This is a genomic window from Endozoicomonas montiporae CL-33, from assembly GCF_001583435.1.
GTDB classification, from domain to species: domain Bacteria; phylum Pseudomonadota; class Gammaproteobacteria; order Pseudomonadales; family Endozoicomonadaceae; genus Endozoicomonas_A; species Endozoicomonas_A montiporae.
The window spans coordinates 437,743-455,136 of the sequence record NZ_CP013251.1 but is presented as its reverse complement, the minus strand read 5'-3'; the positions used below and the strand labels follow the sequence as shown (position 1 = coordinate 455,136).

Below are 17,394 nucleotides of genomic sequence, written 5' to 3'. Positions count from 1 at the left end.
TGACTTTAACCCTCTGACAACTCGATTTCTTCCCGCAACAACCCGATGATCTGTTGCGGGTCATCGCAACGGTTGAAGCGCTCTATAAATTCAGGCTTGACCAGTTTTCTTGCCAGCCGGGAAAATACCTTCATATGCTGACCTTTCGCTACGGCATCAGGCACTGCCAGCAAGAATATCGTATTCACCTGTGGTTCACTGTCCCCCAGCCAGCACAGCGATTCCCTTAGCCGTAAAATACCCACAGAATGACACAGGACATGCTCCGACTGCAGATGGGGAATGGCAATACCATTGTCCATTTCTGTGGAGTACAGGGCTTCACGTGCCCAGATAGCTTCTTCGACCTGGCTACCATCCAACAGACGCCCGTCCAGTAACATCATATCAACCAGCTCTTTAACCGCTTCTTCTTTACTGAGAGCTTCGTAATCAAGATTGACGATGGCAGTGTCGAAAATCGTTCGGGACGTAAAGTCACTGCGAAAGGTCTTCAGTAAACTCTGTACCGACTGAACGCTGTTGCAAACTACAGCCTGATCCAACAACTTTCGACAATCAGAAGAGGCGAGATGACTCAGCTTCTCTTTTATTGCGGGTATAATAGTTCCCGGCAAGCTGATTTCATCCAGACCCAGACCAACAAGTAGTGGTAAGGCTTCAGGATCGGTGGCCATTTCACCGCAGAGTCCGGTCCAGACCTGATACCGTCTGGTTTCGTTCATCACCATTTTCAGAAGGCGCAGGAAGGAAGGGTGCAGATAGCTGTAAAGATTGCTTACTTTTTCATTATCACGGTCTGCCGCAAGAAAGTATTGAGCCAGATCGTTGCTACCAATACTGAAAAAATCAACATAATCAGCCAGCTGGTCAATGATCAGACAGGCAGAAGGCACTTCCAGCATAATCCCCAGACGAATCGTTCCAAAGGCTTCGTTATTCTGGGTCATTTCTTTCTGAACATTGTGAATAACATCCCTGACCCACAGCACTTCATCCAGACAGCTGACCATTGGGATCATGACAGATGCAGGCTGTTCACAGGCAGCAATCAGAATCGCCCGGATCTGAATTCGAAAAAGATCCAGAAATTCAGGATAAAGCCTGATAGCCCGATACCCCAGAAAGGGATTGTCTTCGTCTTCCAGTTCAAAGTAGTCCACCGGTTTATCCGCACCCACATCCATTGTCCGGATAATCACTGAACGATTTTCAGCCAACCTCAATAGTTTGCTGTAAGTACACACCTGTTCATTTTCATCCGGTGCCTGTTCTCTCTGCATGTAAATCATTTCTGTGCGAAACAGTCCGACACTTTCAGCCCCCTGACCAAAAGCCTGCTCGGCATCTTCCACTCCAACGATATTGGCTCCAACCTCCAGCCTTATGCCATCCAGCGTTTTTGCCTGCCGGTTAATAAAAGGATGATATCGTTCGTTCATCCGCTGCTGCTTTCGGCGTTCCTGCTGATAGTAACGAGCCACTTCTCTGGAAGGGTCACCAATCAACACCCCCAGACCAGCATCCAGAATCACTTCAGCGGAAGTGTTCATCAACTCTCGCGCGCCTTCAGCACCCACAACCACAGGAATACCCCTTGCCTGTGCAATCAGTACGGTATGCGATGCTTTGCCACCAGACTCAAGCACCAGACCATTAAGGTAACGATGGTCCAGTGCAAGAAGCTGACTGGGCGTCAGATTATCAGCCAGACAAATACTGTGTTGATTAAGAACATCCGGTGTATATAGACAGCCACTACCGTAAGAAAAGTACATGAGCTGATCGCACAGGTCACGGATATCCATTACCCTGTCCTGCAAATAGGCACTGTCGCCACTTTTCAGCGCGTGGGTGAAGTGCTCCAGCGTGGCCTCAATACTTTCCACCACAGAAAGGCCGTTGTTGACGTGATCCAGCAGTCTTCTTTTAAAGTCAGGATCACAGGCAAGCGTATAATGCGCCCCCAGAACTTCGCGCTCGGCCACAAGCTCTGCTTTTTCAATGGCCTGAAGAAGGTTTTTCTGAACCTGTTCCAAAGCACCAACCAGCCGTAAACGTTCTCCGGTGACACCGGCATAGACAGCATGGTCCTGATTGGGCAGAAAGCGGTATTCTTTAAGGCAAACCGGAGTCCCTCTGGCCCAGCCTTCACCCGTTGCATGCCCCTTTGCAACATTCATGGTCAGGGCGCGAAGGGAGGGAGGCAAGTAAGAAGAACCCGAGGACGCAACCGCCGAGTCACTTTTAGGCAGTTCTTTTTGAATAAAGTACCGAAGACGGGCCAGGGCTTTGTCTGCATCCCCTCCCGTAATGGTCAGCTTACAAACATCCCGGTAAGCAACATCTGCAGAAATAAGGGATAGCGCACTGTTGCCACTTGCACGCCTGCCGTTTCTCTGGTTCTCAAGAATGACTTCAACACTGAACGCCTGAACCTCCCTGACAAACGCACTGGCTGGACGGGCATGCAGCCCATTGATCAACTCACAGGTAAACACAAGTTCCTTACTGCTCATTGCTCCCGGCATCTCCTGTTGTTCTGTTTTAATAATTGACGATCGTCCTTAAACCAGTGTGATAGTCCCTTCTGGAAAAGCTCCAGCCGGGTCACCTCTTTCCGGGAAAGCAGTGATTTGATCATAAGCGCTGGCAACCACTGCGATCAGCAGAATGAGTGAAAAAGCCGGGTTGTGACATTGTGTAGTTATCGGGTTCAGGATGCAGAGACACTTCGCCCCAGTTGCGTCATGACCGCATCGGGGTTTCGAATGGCTTCCGCAACAGGTACTTTGACCACTTTCAAACTGCCAAAACGATCTTCACCTTCAACAGCAATATCAACAGCAAACAGGGCAATATCAGCTTCTTCTATATCAAGGGGAGTGATTTCATTTTCAATGCCCATTGCCCCCTGAGTCTCCACCTTCACATCGTGTCCCTGGGACAACGCAGCTTCTGTCAGTTTTTCTGCCGCCATATAAGTATGCGCAATACCTGTAGGACAAGCTGTTACCACGACCACCTTCATATATCAGCCCTCTTGTGTTGAAAGTATTGCAAGGCCTTAAAAGTGTGTATGAGCTGAATAACTCTATCCGCACGCAGGCATGCCAATACAACCTGACACGTCGCCAGAACTGTGACATATGAGATAAAGTAAGCGTTATCGGTTTTCATAGTTACCTGTCTGAAATTTATTTTTTGAATAGTTAACATGTAGTGTCTGATCCGGGGCAGACATGACTACGGTTAATTTCCTTCCGACGAATAAGGCTAGTAGAAGATCAGAAACTATGAGAAGAAAAAGCCAGATCAAATGACCCGGCTTTTGCAACATGGTGGCAAATGATAAATTGCACAGTCATTACAAACCACTGGGTCTGCGTAAGAATTCCTCGCAATACCCCCACAACCCAAGAGGGCAAAAGTAGCCAGCCAGCGATTCGGAATGACTGGCTCATGATCATATTTAGAAAGCGGAATTGGTATAACTTGTTTCTGGCTTATTCCCAGCTATCTGCCATTTCAATACCAAGAGCAGTCAGCAGTTCTCCGGTAGCTGCAAGAACCCGGTAACGGACAAAAGCTTCCTGATAGATAGCTGACGTCAGGTTACGACTTGACTGAAAAAGTTCATTTTCGCTGTCCAGTAGATCCAGAAGCGTTCTTTTACCTATGTTAAACTGCTCACGATAGGCTTCAACACTCTCACGGCTGGAAGCTTCATGCAAACGCAGAAATTCCTGCTCCTGCTGGATGTACTCGTAAGCAGCCCAGGCTATTCGCAAAGTTTCTTCAAGTTTACGTAGCACCCTGTCACGCTGAGCACGACTTTCTTCTGCGCGGTAAGCACTTTCATCCAGACGGGCTTTGTCAGAGCCACCTCTGAACAGGTTGTACTTTAATTTCAGCATTGCTGTTGCATCTCGGGCAGGACCAATTTGTCCATCCGCATTCTTTTTCCAGTTCTGGTCAAGTTCAATATCAACCTTTGGAAAAAAGCTGCTTTTCAGGGATTCATACTCGGATTGTGAAGATTTGATTTGATAAGCAGAAGCCAGTGCATCAGGGTGTGAATCAATCGCATTCTGCAAAGCAATTTCCAGTGAAGCAGGCATTTTAAGTTTCCATGAACCCGGTTGTTCCAGCTCTGTCGGCATTGATCCAACCAAGGCTAAAAATTCACTTTCGGCGTCCACAAGATTATTACGGGAGTTAATGACATTGGCATTGGCACGAGCGCGACGGCCCTCAACCTGGGTAAGGTCAGATTTTCTTGCAACCCCTTGACGGGTTCGCTGTTCAATCTGTTGGTATGTATCATCATGCAGCCTCAGGTTCTCAACAGCCAGGTCAACCATATCCCTCTGCTGAAGAACTTTAATGTAAGCGTCAATTATCTTCAGGCTCACATCCTGCAAGGTGTTCTTCAGGCGGAAAAATTCCGCATCAGCCTGGTGGCGAGCCTTGTCAACATTATTCTGGGTATTAAACCCCGAAAACAGATTTTGTTTCACCGACAAAAAAGCTTCTTCACGGGTAAAAATCTTGTCATTATTGGGATTCTCGTCATAGTGTCTTTTTTGCCTGCCAACCCCTGTTGTTATGTCAACACTGGGAAGATACGTTCCCCAGACAGCATCTACATTCTCTACTTGAGCACGGTAACGATTCAGGCTGGCAAGTACTTGAGGATTTGTTTTAAGAGACTTGTTCACTACATCCAGCAGGGTTTCTGCTAAACAGGTAGTACTCATTGAGAGGCAGCCCAGGAATACCCCCGCTGCCAGTGACACTCTCATTTTCATTAGCATTCCCTGCGTTTTTGATTTGGATCTGATTACAGGCAGCATCGACCTTCAGACTAAAACCTTTAACTCTTTCCGTTATTGGTAATAAACCTCTGACTGCGTCTAGGAGTCTGTCGGACTTACCACTGACCTACTGCGAAAAAGCCGGATTTGACCATTTTTGACGATTCTTTTCGTTGAATAGCCCGCTATTCGCCTCAAACGATCGTCAAACCTGTCTCAAACCGGACTTTTCCTCGCTACGGTCGGATAAGCCCGACAGACTCCTAGTCACAGATAACACTTATGTGCTAAAAAATGCAGATGCCGGTATCGCTTTGAACAATAAAAATTGACTCACAAAAGCTAATCGGCCATGCAAGAAGAAGAAACAGGCGGTTTGCTCTTTTCAGGACAAACTCAGACTGAGAAGCTGTACTCTGTACATGAGGGAATCCGGGGGAAGTGCATGGATGAGTTTAACGATCATCTGAAAGTCATGGTCATCGACGACAGCAAGACTATCCGCAGAACGGCTGAAGCACTGTTAACAAAAGCGGGTTACCACGTTATCACCGCCACAGACGGTTTTGACTCACTGGCCAAAATAGCTAACAGCAACCCTGACATTATCTTTGTCGATATCATGATGCCCAGACTCGACGGATATCAGACCTGCACACTCATCAAAAGTAACCCCGCTTATAAAGACACTCCCGTCATTATGCTTTCCAGTAAAGATGGACTGTTCGACCGGGCTAAAGGCCGCGTGGTCGGATCGGATCACTACCTGACCAAACCGTTCAGCAGGGACGAATTACTCGGTGCCATTCGTAAACACTGCAGACAACCACTGGAACTGATGAACGAGTGACCGCTCATCATCCGTATCAGCAGGCACAGTATCAAAAAAGGAAGTTGATGCATGATCAGGACAATCAATTTCCTCAAATAAGAACAATATAGGGTCAACCTGAAAAGGGGGAAATATGGCCAATGTCTTAATAGTTGATGACTCTCCCACCGAGCTGTATCGACTGAAAGCCATACTTGAAAAAAATGGTCACAGTGTGATTACCGCAGAAAACGGTGCTGATGGTGTTGCAATATGCCGTCAGGAAAAACCGGATGCCGTACTGATGGACATAGTAATGCCGGGACTGAATGGCTTTCAGGCAACACGACAACTGTCTAAAGACTCGGAAACTCACCAGATACCCGTTATCATAATCACGACAAAAGATCAGGAAACCGATAAGGTGTGGGGATTACGACAGGGAGCCAGGGATTACCTGACCAAACCTATCGATGAAAAAGTATTACTGAATACTCTGACAAAAGTGACCAGCCTGATACCTGTCTGACCAGGCAGTCGTGAGCAAAATAGCCATGCAAATACCAACAGAAGAACAAGCAGCGGCCATTACCCACGAAGCAACCGGGCTAACCCCCTTCGAGTTGCTTCAGCAAATGCAGACCCGGACCATTCTGCATGCCAGTGAGCCACCGGAATACAGGGAACAAAGTGCTCCATGGGCAGGCATTGGCTTTACGCTGAATCAACATCAATACGTCGTTAGCATCAGTGATATTACCGAGATCCTGCCAGTGCCTGCGATAACACCACTACCCGGCACCAAAAGCTGGGCAAAAGGCGTATCCAACGTTCGTGGTCGTCTGGTTCCCATTATCGACCTGTCTGAGTTTCTGGGCCTGCCCGCTCCATCTGCACAAAACACACGACGAATTATGGTTATTGACCAGAAGCCGCTGGTTGCAGGTATTATTGTTGATGAAGTACAGGGAATGATGCAATTCCCTTCTGAGCGTTTTAGTGAACAGGCATCAGCCACTTCATCGGATACGACAGAGGCTATTAATTACTTTATCGAAGGCAGCTATAACCTGGAAAAAGAATACCTTGTTTTCAGTTTCGATAAACTGGTCAGGCATTCAGATTTTCTGATGGCGGCTAACGAATAAAACACTTTCTTGCATTGAGCATTTGAACGAACCTGAACGGGAATAATAATAATGAAAGGCATCAACGCAGACCGCGCCGGGGGGATAGCAGGCAATCGCGCAACAGCCGGGGCGATTACGCTGTTAATTTTATCACTGGTGGTTATGTCGGCAGCGTTTGTTTACATCAACCAGGAAAACAGCCTCAGCCAGCGGTTAATCTCCAACTCCGGTGAACTGCGGGTGCTGTCACAGCGGATATCCACCAACGCTTCGGAAGCTGCCGAGGGCAAGGAAGAAGCCTTTACCCTGCTACGGGAAGCCCGCAACGAGTTCGACAAAACCTTCAGCTCCCTGAACAACTCCAGTGTCACTGTTTCCCCTTACATGCAGCCCGGTGACACCTCGGCAATCAACCAGATGGAGTCCATTGAGGCTTCATGGGCTGAACTGAGAACGGAAGCCGACAACATTCTTGCCGCTGAAGAGACCGTTCTTAACCTGCATAACATGGCGGGCACTTTGAGCGACACCATTCCACAGCTGCAAGTGGAATACGACGAAGTCATTGATATTCTGCTGGAAAGTGGCACCGCTGCTGACCAGGTTGCGCTTGCACAACGCCAGCCCTGGCTGGCAGAAAGAATTGTTGCCAACGTATCAAAAGTATTACGCGGTGGTGAAGACGCCATAATGGCAGCAGACACTTTTGGACGTGATGCCAGACTCTTTGGCCGGGTGCTTGAAGGCATGCTGTACGGCAATCAAGCCATGCGTATTAATCAGGTCAACGACGATGAAGCCTTAGACCGCCTTGCCGAGATTGCCGACCTGTTCAGCTTTGTCGAAAACAGCGTCGATGAAATTCTGGAGATCTCGCCGGAACTGTTCCAGGTACGGGCAGCGTCCAACATGATTTTTACCGACGCCCAACAATTGCTGCAACAAACGTCCATCCTGCAGGACACTTTTGAAGCCACAGCACAGTCCCGTTTTGTAAACGAAACCTTTGCCGTGGTCATTGGTATCATTGCCTTCATTGCCCTGATACTGGTAGCAATGAGTATCAACCGCGCGACCCGACTGCGACTGGCTGAAACCAGGGCACAGAATGAAGCCAACCAGAAGGCGATCATGCGCCTGCTGAATGAAATGGAAGACCTTGCTGACGGTGACCTGACCGTCACAGCCACTGTAACCGAAGACTTTACCGGAGCCATTGCAGACTCTATCAACTTTTCTATTGAACAACTGCGAGCCTTGGTCAACACCATCAACCAGTCTGCAGTTGAAGTGGATAACTCGGCCCAGAAAACCCAGACCACTGCCATCGAAATGGCACAGGCTGCAGAAAACCAGGTACAGGAAATCAACATCACAACACAGTCGGTTAACGACATGTCCGAATCCATGCGTCTGGTATCCAGAGATGCTGCCGAGTCTGCCGAGGTGGCCAGTCGTTCAGTAGATATTGCTACCAACGGTGCCCAGGTGGTTCGCAACACCATAAACGGCATGAACGTTATACGGGATCAGATACAGGATACCTCCAAGCGAATTAAACGACTGGGCGAGTCTTCTCAGGAAATCGGTGACATCATCTCACTCATTAACGACATTGCTGACCAGACCAATATTCTATCGCTCAACGCTGCCATTCAGGCATCCATGGCCGGTGAAGCCGGACGGGGTTTTGCGGTCGTTGCCGATGAGGTTCAACGCCTGTCAGAGCGGGTATCCGGCGCTACCCGACAGTTAGAGGGGCTGGTCACTGCCATTCAGAATGACACCAATGAGGCGGTTACCTCCATGGAACAGACTACCTCGCAGGTCGTCAGCGGGGCCCGACTGGCAGAAGATGCCGGTATCGCACTGGAAGAAATTGAACAGGTGTCCAGTAATCTTGCGACACTGGTTCGGGATATCTCATCGACTGCGCGAAACCAGACGGAGTCTGCCGCCCGAATTTCCCAGCGCATGCTTACTATTCGGGACATCACTCATCAAACAGCATCAGGAACCACAGCAACCGTAAACTCTGTAGGCACACTGGCTGAAATGGCCGTTGAAATGCGTCAGTCCGTTTCCGGCTTCCGTCTGCCAGCTGCTTCAGAAGGCGCGTCGGCAGAAGACTTTATCGGACAGTCAGTAGGCGCTGAAGTCACCACCGGCATTGATGATGATCACCTGACTGCTTCAGCCTGAACAAGGCAGCTAAACCGTTTAAACAGAAGCAGTTTGAACAGATGCAGTTTAAACAGAACAAAGGGCAAAGCCCTGGTTGCTTTTAATGGAGCCGTTCATGGCAGAACAACAGGGCTATGCCAACAATAATCATTTAGAGAACAATCTCCCTGAGCAGGACAGTACCGGAAACCCTGTCGGCCTTGACTGGGTAAAAGGGGAAATCAGTAATGTTCTGGCAGAAGCCCGTCAGGCACTGGAAAAACATCTGGACGAGCCGGGCAACCCGGAGCATCTGGAAACCTGCCTTGGGCTTGCCAGTCAGGTGCATAAAACGCTGAAAATGCTGCAACAGGGTGGTGCAACATTACTTGCAGAAGAGCTGAAAAAACTGCTCGAAGCTGTCAGTCGCAAAGGGGTTAAGGATCTGGACGACGCCCATGAGTGCCTGATGCAATCGATTCTGCAACTTCCCGGTTATATCGAACAGGTGGTTCACTCAGGGCTGGATCGCCCAATGCCCTTGTTGCCATTGATCAATGAAATGCGCAGCCTGCGCGGTGAAGACACCCTATCCAGAGCCGCCTTTTTCTACCCTTATATTCCCGGCTACCCTCCCGCTCTCAGCAGTGAACAGATCAGTAAGCTGGAGCAGTCCGGTCTGTCGAATCTGCTGCCCAAAATACGACAGAAATATCAGGTGGTACTGGCCGCTTATCTGCGCGAACAACAAAGAGAACAACAGCTGCAGTTTATGGCACGCATCTTTGCCAAGCTGCAAAACCTGAGCTGGGATGCTCCCCTGAGCCCATTGTGGGAAGCCTGCATCGCACTGGTAGAAGGCATACAAAGCGGGGGTATCAGGCAAACCCTGTACATCACCAACCTGCTACGCTCGGTTGATATGCAGCTTAGAGCCTTTGTTGCTAATGGGCCGTCGTTTATCAATACAACACCTGATGACCAGTTGTTCAGAGGGCTACTGTATTTCATTGCCCAGTCAGACAGCGATGGTAATTTTGGTAACTCCCTGAGAGTTCGATACAAACTCGATGAAGCGCTGAAAAACAGTGAAGACAGCTCCTTCATCGGAAACGAAGCGGCCATTCCGGTCATACAGGCACTAAACGATGAGCTGGCTGGCATTAAGGACGCCTTTGACCTGTACCTGCTGGCGACAGAGCCCGATCCTCTGATTCTTCAGAACCAGATTCCTATTGTGCAGCAGGTCAGCGACACATTGTCGATGCTGGGACTGGAAGAGCAGGGACAACAGGTGCGGCAATTCAGGCAACAGCTGAATGATCTGGTTGAAACCGGGCAAAGTTCTCAGGGCCATGACGCTGAAACCGCATTAATGACCATTGCCGCTGGGTTACTGAAACTGGAAACGGTTCTCAACCAGTTTGTCAGCGGGCAGAAAAATGATACAACGCCTCTGCTCAATGAGGTGTTTGCCAGCGTCATAGAGCAAGCCCGTGAGAATCTGAAACAAACTAAGGAGACCATTACCGAGTACGTTGATCATCAGTTTGACCCGGCTTATCTGCAAAGTGCCTGCGATCTGATGCGAATAGCCCATGGTGGACTGGGCATGACGCCCTTTACCAAGGCTGCCAATATCATTCGTCAGTGCGCTGACTTTATGATGAGTGAATGGATTAATAAGAAAGGCAACCTGCCAGACAAGCAAGCTCTGGAAAACACTGCAGATGTCGTATCTGCCATCGAGTATTACCTTGACCGACTGACAGATCCCGGCTCGGAACATTCAGACGCCATCCTGGAAATGGCTGGAGAAAGTCTGTCCAAGTTGCTCATTGCACCCTCTATTCAAGATACTCCAGAGCCAATTGAAAATGACCTTTCAGCTTTTGCCAATGGCAATCTGACACTGGTTGAAATGGAAGAGCCTGAAGCACTTAAACCTTCTTCAAAAGCTGTCTTCCAGATTGATGATCCATTGGAAAAACTCCTGAAGCCTGCGCCCGAAGCCTACTTAAACAGGCAGCCTTCCGGTCTGCCAGACCCGGAGCAGGCGATAGAGTTTACTTCGGAAATCACTCTTTCGGAGCCTGAAGTAAAAGCTCATGAGTTACCTTCACCACACTCACCACAACCCGGATTTTCACCAGAAACAGAGCCTGAAGCAGAGCCTGATCTGATAGATGATGATTTACTGGCCGTGTTCAGGGAAGAAGCCGATGAGGTTCAGGAGCAACTCACCCGCCTTTTGCCAGAATGGCAGCAGTCCGAAGATAATCAGACAGTACTGACCGAAATACGACGAGCCTTCCACACACTGAAAGGCAGTGGACGTATGGTTGAAGCCAGTGTAATTGGTGAACTGGCCTGGTCTATTGAAAACATGCTTAACCGGCTGATTGAAGGCACTGCGGAATTTTCTCCTGACATGTTGAACCTTGTATTCCGTGTCAACAGTATGCTCCCTGCATTACTGGAGGATTACAGCAATAACAACCAACTTCTGACTCCGGATGTATTGGTCTGCATGGAAATGGCAGACGCTCTGGCGAATGGTGAACAATACTCAGCACCTGAGCATCCGGATGCGCCTGATGAAGACGACGATGATGATATTGCGGTTCAGTTCGGTGAAGTCGTTAGCAGTCAACTATCTATCCCAGAATCTATCCCAGAATCTACCCAAGACTCTAGCCCAGAGCCTGCTGATTCTGAACAAACAGAGCTTAGTGATATCGACTCTTCGGAAGATCAGCTTCTGACCGTGTTCCAGACAGAAGCCAGAGACCATCTGAAAACCGTTGAGCAGTTCATCGACAAGGTTCAAAGCACAAGTCATCACTTGCAGATCAGTGACGATGTCCAGAGGGCCTTTCATACACTCAAGGGCATTACCAGAATGTCTGGCTTTGATACGCTGGCACAACTGGTTAATGCGCTGGAATATCATGTAAAAGAGTTCAGAGTTCATGAAATCCCTGCCAATGAAGAGGTAACCCGAACCCTGCAGGAGGGCTGCCTGCTCATCACCGATGCACTGAACCAGCTCAGCGATAACCCGAACGAGTTATATCTTGACAGCGAGGGCTACCGGTCATGGCTGGATATGCTGCATCAGCAGCTTATTTCACAACCTGAAACCGGGCAGGACAGCCCATTAGAAAGCACACTGCTGCCCTCTGAAGGTCTTGATGTTTTACTGTTGGCAGACACTTACCCGGAACACTGGCAACACGGTATTGATCATTCCCAGATCAGGCAATTGCAGGACGAGCTGGGTACGCTGGGACACCATTGCCGGGAGCACTCGTTGCAACCTGTTGCCGAGCTGAGCAATATCCTGAAAGATATTTGCCATTTTCTGGACACCCACACCCAGCAGCTGCCTGTACCTTTGGTGGCTCCGCTGCAAAACGGTTTTGAGACACTGTTGAAAATGCTCAACCAGATTGCAGGACAGCAGACTCCGGAGCATCCCCAAAGTGTGTTCACCGAGCTCAGGCATGCACTGGAAGCGTTACTCACAAGTGCAGAGCCTCATCATTCAGTACCCTCTGAGACTGACGAACAACCTCTCAACCAGCCTTCCTATCAACTTTCTGGTCAAGAAAGCAAAGACGCTTCGGAATTCGAACTGTTTGAGCTGTTTCTGGAAGAAGCTTTTGAGTTAACCGAAGATGCCCATGAAGCGCTGGAAAGCTGGCTCAAAAATACTGCTGAACTGGAGCCGGTTAAAGAGCTGCAACGCCTGCTTCACTCCCTGAAAGGGGGAGCAAGAATGTCTGAGCTGCCGGAACTGGCAGACCTTAGCCACGCTCTGGAAGGCTTTTATGAATTTATCGTTGCCAGTGAGGCTGCAGGAAAAACATCGTACGACAACATACCTGTCAGCCTGATCAGGGCTTCCCATGACCACCTAGATCAGGTACTGCAGGCTGTACAAGCCAACCGGCCGGCTCCTGCCGCGCTCAGTTATGTTCAGAAACTGAATGAGTGGCTTGAGCAAATCCAGAGTAATCAGGTTGAACCTTCAGAGCAGCCAACGACACAAGACGTACACCCGCTGCCGGATTATCTGACCCGCACGGACCAGGGTATTGTTGAAGACCTGCAGCAGGACGCACACGTTGTTGAACTGCAGACAGAAATCAGCACAGAAGATGAGGAGCCAATACGACTGACTCCTGACATCCGGATTGAGGCCAGGCTGCCAACCACCACAAAGCTTTCGACCCCGGTATCACAGCAGTTGCAGACGAACCGGGAGATGATGCGTGTTTCAGCCGAGTTATTTGAACAGCTGATTAATCTCTCGGGAGAATCCGGCATTAACCGCTCACGTATAGAGCAGGAAGCCACAGAGATTCGTCATACTCTGGATGAAATGGAAACGACTATCACCCGGGTCACCGAGCAGTTAAAGCGACTCGACATTGAAACGCAAACACAAATACTGTCACGCCACGAAGGCGACCAGAATGCTCCTGACTTTGATCCTCTGGAAATGGATCGTTATTCCGAGCTGACCCAGCTGTCACGCTCGCTTATGGAGTCTGCCACTGACCTTGCCGACCTTCGGTTTGCCATCCTCGACAGAAGCAGTGAAACCGAATCCCTGCTGATGCAGCAGTCCAGAACGCAGATTCAATTGCAGGACAAGCTGATGCAGGCCCGAATGGTATCCTTTGCCCGTTTGTTGCCAAGGCTGAAGAAAATCACCAGTCAGGTGTCCAGCGAGCTGGAAAAACCGGTGAAACTGAACGTTCAAAATGCCGAAGGTGAAATGAATCGAACCATGCTGGATCGGATTCTTGCACCGCTTGAACATCTGATACGTAACGCGGTCAGTCATGGTATTGAATCAGCAGAACTCCGTCGTGCTGCTGGCAAACCGGAAACCGGACAACTGGAACTGATTGTTAAACGTGAAGGCTCTGATGTCATCGTCGAATTGCACGACGATGGTGCGGGCATAGATGTTGATGCTATCAGGACAAAAGCGCTTGAAAAGGAACTGATCGCTCCGGAACACAGACTCTCGGATACCGACCTGATTCAACTGATTCTTGAATCCGGCTTTTCTACTGCTGAAACCGTCACCCAGATCTCAGGACGAGGCGTCGGTCTGGATGTGGTAAACACGGAAATCCGGCAGATGGGTGGCAGTATGGAAATTGAAAGCACCCGTGGCCAAGGTTGCTGCTTCCGGCTGCGACTGCCATTCACCCTGTCTATGAACCGGGCTCTGATGGTTCAGGTTGGCGACGGGTTGTATGCCCTGCCGCTACAGTCCATAGACGGCGTTACAACCATAGCACCAAATACACTGTTGAGCTGCTTCCAGAATCAACAACCTCTGGAGTATGCCGGTGAAGAATACCAGGTGCTGTTCCTTGGGCAATTGCTTGGTAATCTGGAACCCGATATTCAGGAAGGCAATTGCCCTGTGGTTCTGCTTGACCGGGGGGAACAGAAGTACGCCCTGCATGTTGATGAGTTACTGGGCAGCAGGGATATTGTTGTCAACAATCTGGGCCCCCAGTTTGCGACTCTGACGGGTGTGAACGGCGCTACTATTCTAGGCGACGGCCGGGTCGTTATTATTGTTGATCCGGCAGCGCTGATCCGTAAATTCAGCACTCAGCAGCATTCCATCGACCTGCTCTCTCATAAAGGCTTACAACGCAGTGCCCTCAGAAAAGTCCTCATCGTTGACGATTCGGTCACCATGAGAAAGGTCACCAGTCGTCTGTTAAACCGGCAGGGCTTTGATGTGGAAACGGCCCGTGACGGCGTTGAAGCCATGCACAAGCTGCATGAACGTCAACCCGATATCCTGTTGCTGGATATCGAGATGCCCAAGATGGATGGCTTTGAAGTCGCCACTTCGATACGAAACGATGAAAGACTGAAAGACTTGCCAATCATTATGATTACATCCCGAACCGGTGAGAAACACCGAAGCAAGGCGGCAGCCATCGGTGTTAATGAGTATCTCGGTAAGCCATTCCAGGAAGTAACACTGCTTAAAGCCATTGAACGCCTTATTGGTAATGACGATATTCAGGAGGTGTAAGTCATGACCGATGCCAGAAAAATTTCGTCACTGCTGATCCCGATGCAACAAAAGCCACTACTGGTACCTGCTGCCTGTGTCGTGGATATTGTTGACTACACCCGCCCTTCCGGCAAAGAACAGACAGAAGACTGGTATCTGGGTGATGTCGTCTGGCGCGGGCTACAAATTCCTCTGATCGCTTTCGAACGCCTGAACCAGCGTCGTTTTGCTGAATTTTCAGCCAGTGCCAGACTGGCGGTGCTGAATACTGTCACAGAAGGTACTGAGATTCCTTTTTACGCAATAGTGATTCAGGGTGTACCCCAACCCCTGGAACTTCTGCCAGCAGACCTTCAGACAACCGAAGGGGAGCTCGGAATAGCCGATAGAATGCAGGTTACCGTTAATCAGTTACCCTGCTGTATTCCAAACTTTGAGCTGGTTGATCAAAAGCTCAAGACGCTCAGGCTCAACGAAGATCACCCCAAAGATACTGCATTAGCGTGATAGCAGAGACCGGCGCGGTTTCAGTGCGTAATACCCTTGGCCCCAGAGCCAGCGCATTGAAACCACTTTGTTCCGCCCGCTGAATTTCATCGGCTGTCAGCCCACCCTCAGGACCAATCAACAGAGAAACAGAAGCAGGCTGTTCATAACCGTCCAGCCTGCGTTCGGTACGGTGATGCAATACAAACTTAAGCTCCGAGGTTTGCTGTGCCATCCAGTCCTCCACAGACATCGCGGGATGAATCACAGGTACACGATTTCTGACGCATTGTTCACAGGCACTGATGGCTACCTGCTGCCAGTGACGTAATCGCTTGTCCTGACGTTCTTTATTCAGTTTGACTTCACAGCGCTCACTGAACAGTGGCGTGATGTCCGTTACGCCGACTTCTGTCGCTTTCTGAATCGCATAATCCATCCGTTCTCCGCGACTCAGGCTTTGCCCAAGGTGAACCGACAGCGGTGACTCAGCACTCCCTTCTATGAGATGCTCAAGTTGCACCACCACGCTTTTTTTGCTGATGCTCTCAATTTTCCCCCGATACGCAGAACCTTCACCATCAAACAGAATGAGAGGCTCCTGAGGTTTCATTCGCAATACTTTGCCAACATGGTTTGCAGCGCTGTCCGTCAGCTCTACAGCTGAACCGGCATTCATTGGCTGGGGAAAATAAATTCGGGGATTACGCATTCGTATACAGTAACTGATTCAAAAACAGTCTGAATTATAACTGAGCGCGAAAGTGATCGGTAATCTGGACTGGATGTGATTGCAGACAGCTCTTGTCCACAATCACATCTCTGATCGCTTAGAAGCTGTTCATGATCTTTTGAGAAAAGCGAAAATGGTGAGAAATTGTTGCTGTTTTTTGATCTCATGAGGCGCGTAGTGGTGCTACGTAACGAATGAGATCAAAAAACAGGGGCAATTTATCGGCATTTGCAGCCCTCAACAAGATCGTGAACAGCTTCTTATAGCCCGAGGTTTCGGCAAATAGCCTGTACGGGGGCTGCCTGATTCAGCGTGTAAAAGTGCAGACCTGGCACATCTTCGGCGATTAACCGCTCACACAGTTTGGTAATAACTTCCTCTCCAAACTGCTTAATACTCTTCACATCATCGCCGTAAGCTTCCAGTTGTTTGCGTATCCAGCGGGGAATTTCAGCACCACAGGCATCGGAGAATCGTGCCAGTCGGGTGTAATTGGTAATGGGCATAATGCCGGGAACAATCGGAATATCCACACCCAGTGCCGTCGCCCTGTCGCGGAAGTAAAAGTAGCCTTCGGCACTGAAGAAGTACTGGGTAATGGTTGAGTCGGCTCCGGCGTCTACCTTCCGTTTGAAGTTCAACAGATCCTGTTCGAAGTTAGGTGCCTGCGGGTGTGACTCAGGGTAGGCAGCAACCTCAATGGTAAAGTGTTCACCGGTTTCTTCCCGAATAAAACTGACCAGCTCGTTAGCGTACTGAAGTTCGCCATGAAAGCCCCCCATACCGGATGGCAGGTCGCCGCGCAGTGCCACCAGCCGATTGATTCCCAAGGCCTGATACTGTTTTAACAGGGTTCTCAGTTCCTCCTTGGTATCACCCACGCAGGAAAGGTGTGGTGCAGTATTTACACCTGTCACCCGACTTAACCCTGTTACCGTGTCCAGCGTTCGATCCCGGGTTGAACCACCGGCACCATAGGTCACCGAAAAAAACTCCGGCTTGTTGTCTGCCAGCTGACTGGCTGTGTGCTCAAGTTTTTTTGCGCCTTCTTCGGTCTTGGCAGGAAAAAACTCGAAACTGATGGGCAGCGTGCTTGTCGTCATTGTCGTCTTCTTTACAGCGGTATTCTTTTGTTATTGGCCGTGGCTGCCGTTTTCGCAGCATTTCACGCATTAGCGCGCCATCCGTGGCAG

Annotated in this window: 11 protein-coding genes; 6 read left to right on the top strand and 5 right to left on the bottom strand. The window is 49.5% G+C overall.

Annotation, left to right across the window (positions count from 1 at the left end; translation table 11 throughout):
* Positions 1 to 5: 5 nt before the first annotated feature.
* From ptsP to EZMO1_RS01975, 3 genes are all read right to left on the bottom strand, one after another.
* Positions 6 to 2,519: a phosphoenolpyruvate--protein phosphotransferase gene (gene ptsP, locus EZMO1_RS01990; protein ID WP_034879423.1), complete on the bottom strand. Its 2,514-nt coding sequence runs from the start codon at positions 2,517 to 2,519 to the stop codon at positions 6 to 8.
* Between the two features lie 197 nt (positions 2,520 to 2,716).
* Positions 2,717 to 3,031 carry a PTS fructose transporter subunit IIB gene (locus EZMO1_RS01985; RefSeq protein WP_034879424.1) on the bottom strand — a complete coding sequence of 105 codons (315 nt, stop codon included), beginning with the start codon at positions 3,029 to 3,031 and terminating at the stop codon, positions 2,717 to 2,719.
* A gap of 475 nt (positions 3,032 to 3,506) precedes the next feature.
* Positions 3,507 to 4,811 carry a TolC family outer membrane protein gene (locus tag EZMO1_RS01975; protein WP_034879426.1) on the bottom strand — a complete coding sequence of 435 codons (1,305 nt, stop codon included), beginning with the start codon at positions 4,809 to 4,811 and terminating at the stop codon, positions 3,507 to 3,509.
* A 451-nt stretch (positions 4,812 to 5,262) separates the two neighbouring features.
* Here EZMO1_RS01975 and pilG point away from each other — a divergent pair, with 451 nt between their 5' ends.
* From pilG to EZMO1_RS01945, 6 genes are all read left to right on the top strand, one after another.
* Positions 5,263 to 5,667, top strand: a complete 405-nt coding sequence (gene pilG, locus EZMO1_RS01970) for a twitching motility response regulator PilG (protein WP_034879531.1) — start codon at positions 5,263 to 5,265, stop codon at positions 5,665 to 5,667.
* 115 nt (positions 5,668 to 5,782) lie between these two features.
* On the top strand, positions 5,783 to 6,157 hold the full coding sequence (pilH, locus tag EZMO1_RS01965; RefSeq protein ID WP_034879427.1) for a twitching motility response regulator PilH: 375 nt from the start codon (positions 5,783 to 5,785) through the stop codon (positions 6,155 to 6,157).
* A 25-nt stretch (positions 6,158 to 6,182) separates the two neighbouring features.
* Positions 6,183 to 6,776, top strand: a complete 594-nt coding sequence (locus EZMO1_RS01960) for a chemotaxis protein CheW (RefSeq protein WP_051790684.1) — start codon at positions 6,183 to 6,185, stop codon at positions 6,774 to 6,776.
* Between the two features lie 51 nt (positions 6,777 to 6,827).
* Entirely contained in the window at positions 6,828 to 8,960 is a 2,133-nt protein-coding gene (locus tag EZMO1_RS01955) for a methyl-accepting chemotaxis protein (protein WP_082212359.1), read from the top strand.
* 97 nt (positions 8,961 to 9,057) lie between these two features.
* On the top strand, positions 9,058 to 15,000 hold the full coding sequence (locus tag EZMO1_RS01950) for a hybrid sensor histidine kinase/response regulator (protein WP_160174130.1): 5,943 nt from the start codon (positions 9,058 to 9,060) through the stop codon (positions 14,998 to 15,000).
* A gap of 3 nt (positions 15,001 to 15,003) precedes the next feature.
* Positions 15,004 to 15,489 (top strand): chemotaxis protein CheW, encoded by a 486-nt coding sequence (locus EZMO1_RS01945; RefSeq protein ID WP_051790685.1) that lies wholly within the window; start codon positions 15,004 to 15,006, stop codon positions 15,487 to 15,489.
* On the opposite strand, the gene EZMO1_RS01940 is transcribed toward EZMO1_RS01945, so the two are convergent.
* Complete coding sequence (locus EZMO1_RS01940; RefSeq protein WP_034879429.1) at positions 15,452 to 16,180, bottom strand: 16S rRNA (uracil(1498)-N(3))-methyltransferase; 729 nt, start codon at positions 16,178 to 16,180, stop codon at positions 15,452 to 15,454. The genes EZMO1_RS01945 and EZMO1_RS01940 overlap by 38 nt on opposite strands.
* Before the next feature lie 281 nt (positions 16,181 to 16,461).
* Positions 16,462 to 17,304 (bottom strand): methylenetetrahydrofolate reductase [NAD(P)H], encoded by an 843-nt coding sequence (gene metF / locus EZMO1_RS01935; protein ID WP_034879430.1) that lies wholly within the window; start codon positions 17,302 to 17,304, stop codon positions 16,462 to 16,464.
* Positions 17,305 to 17,394 lie beyond the last annotated feature (90 nt).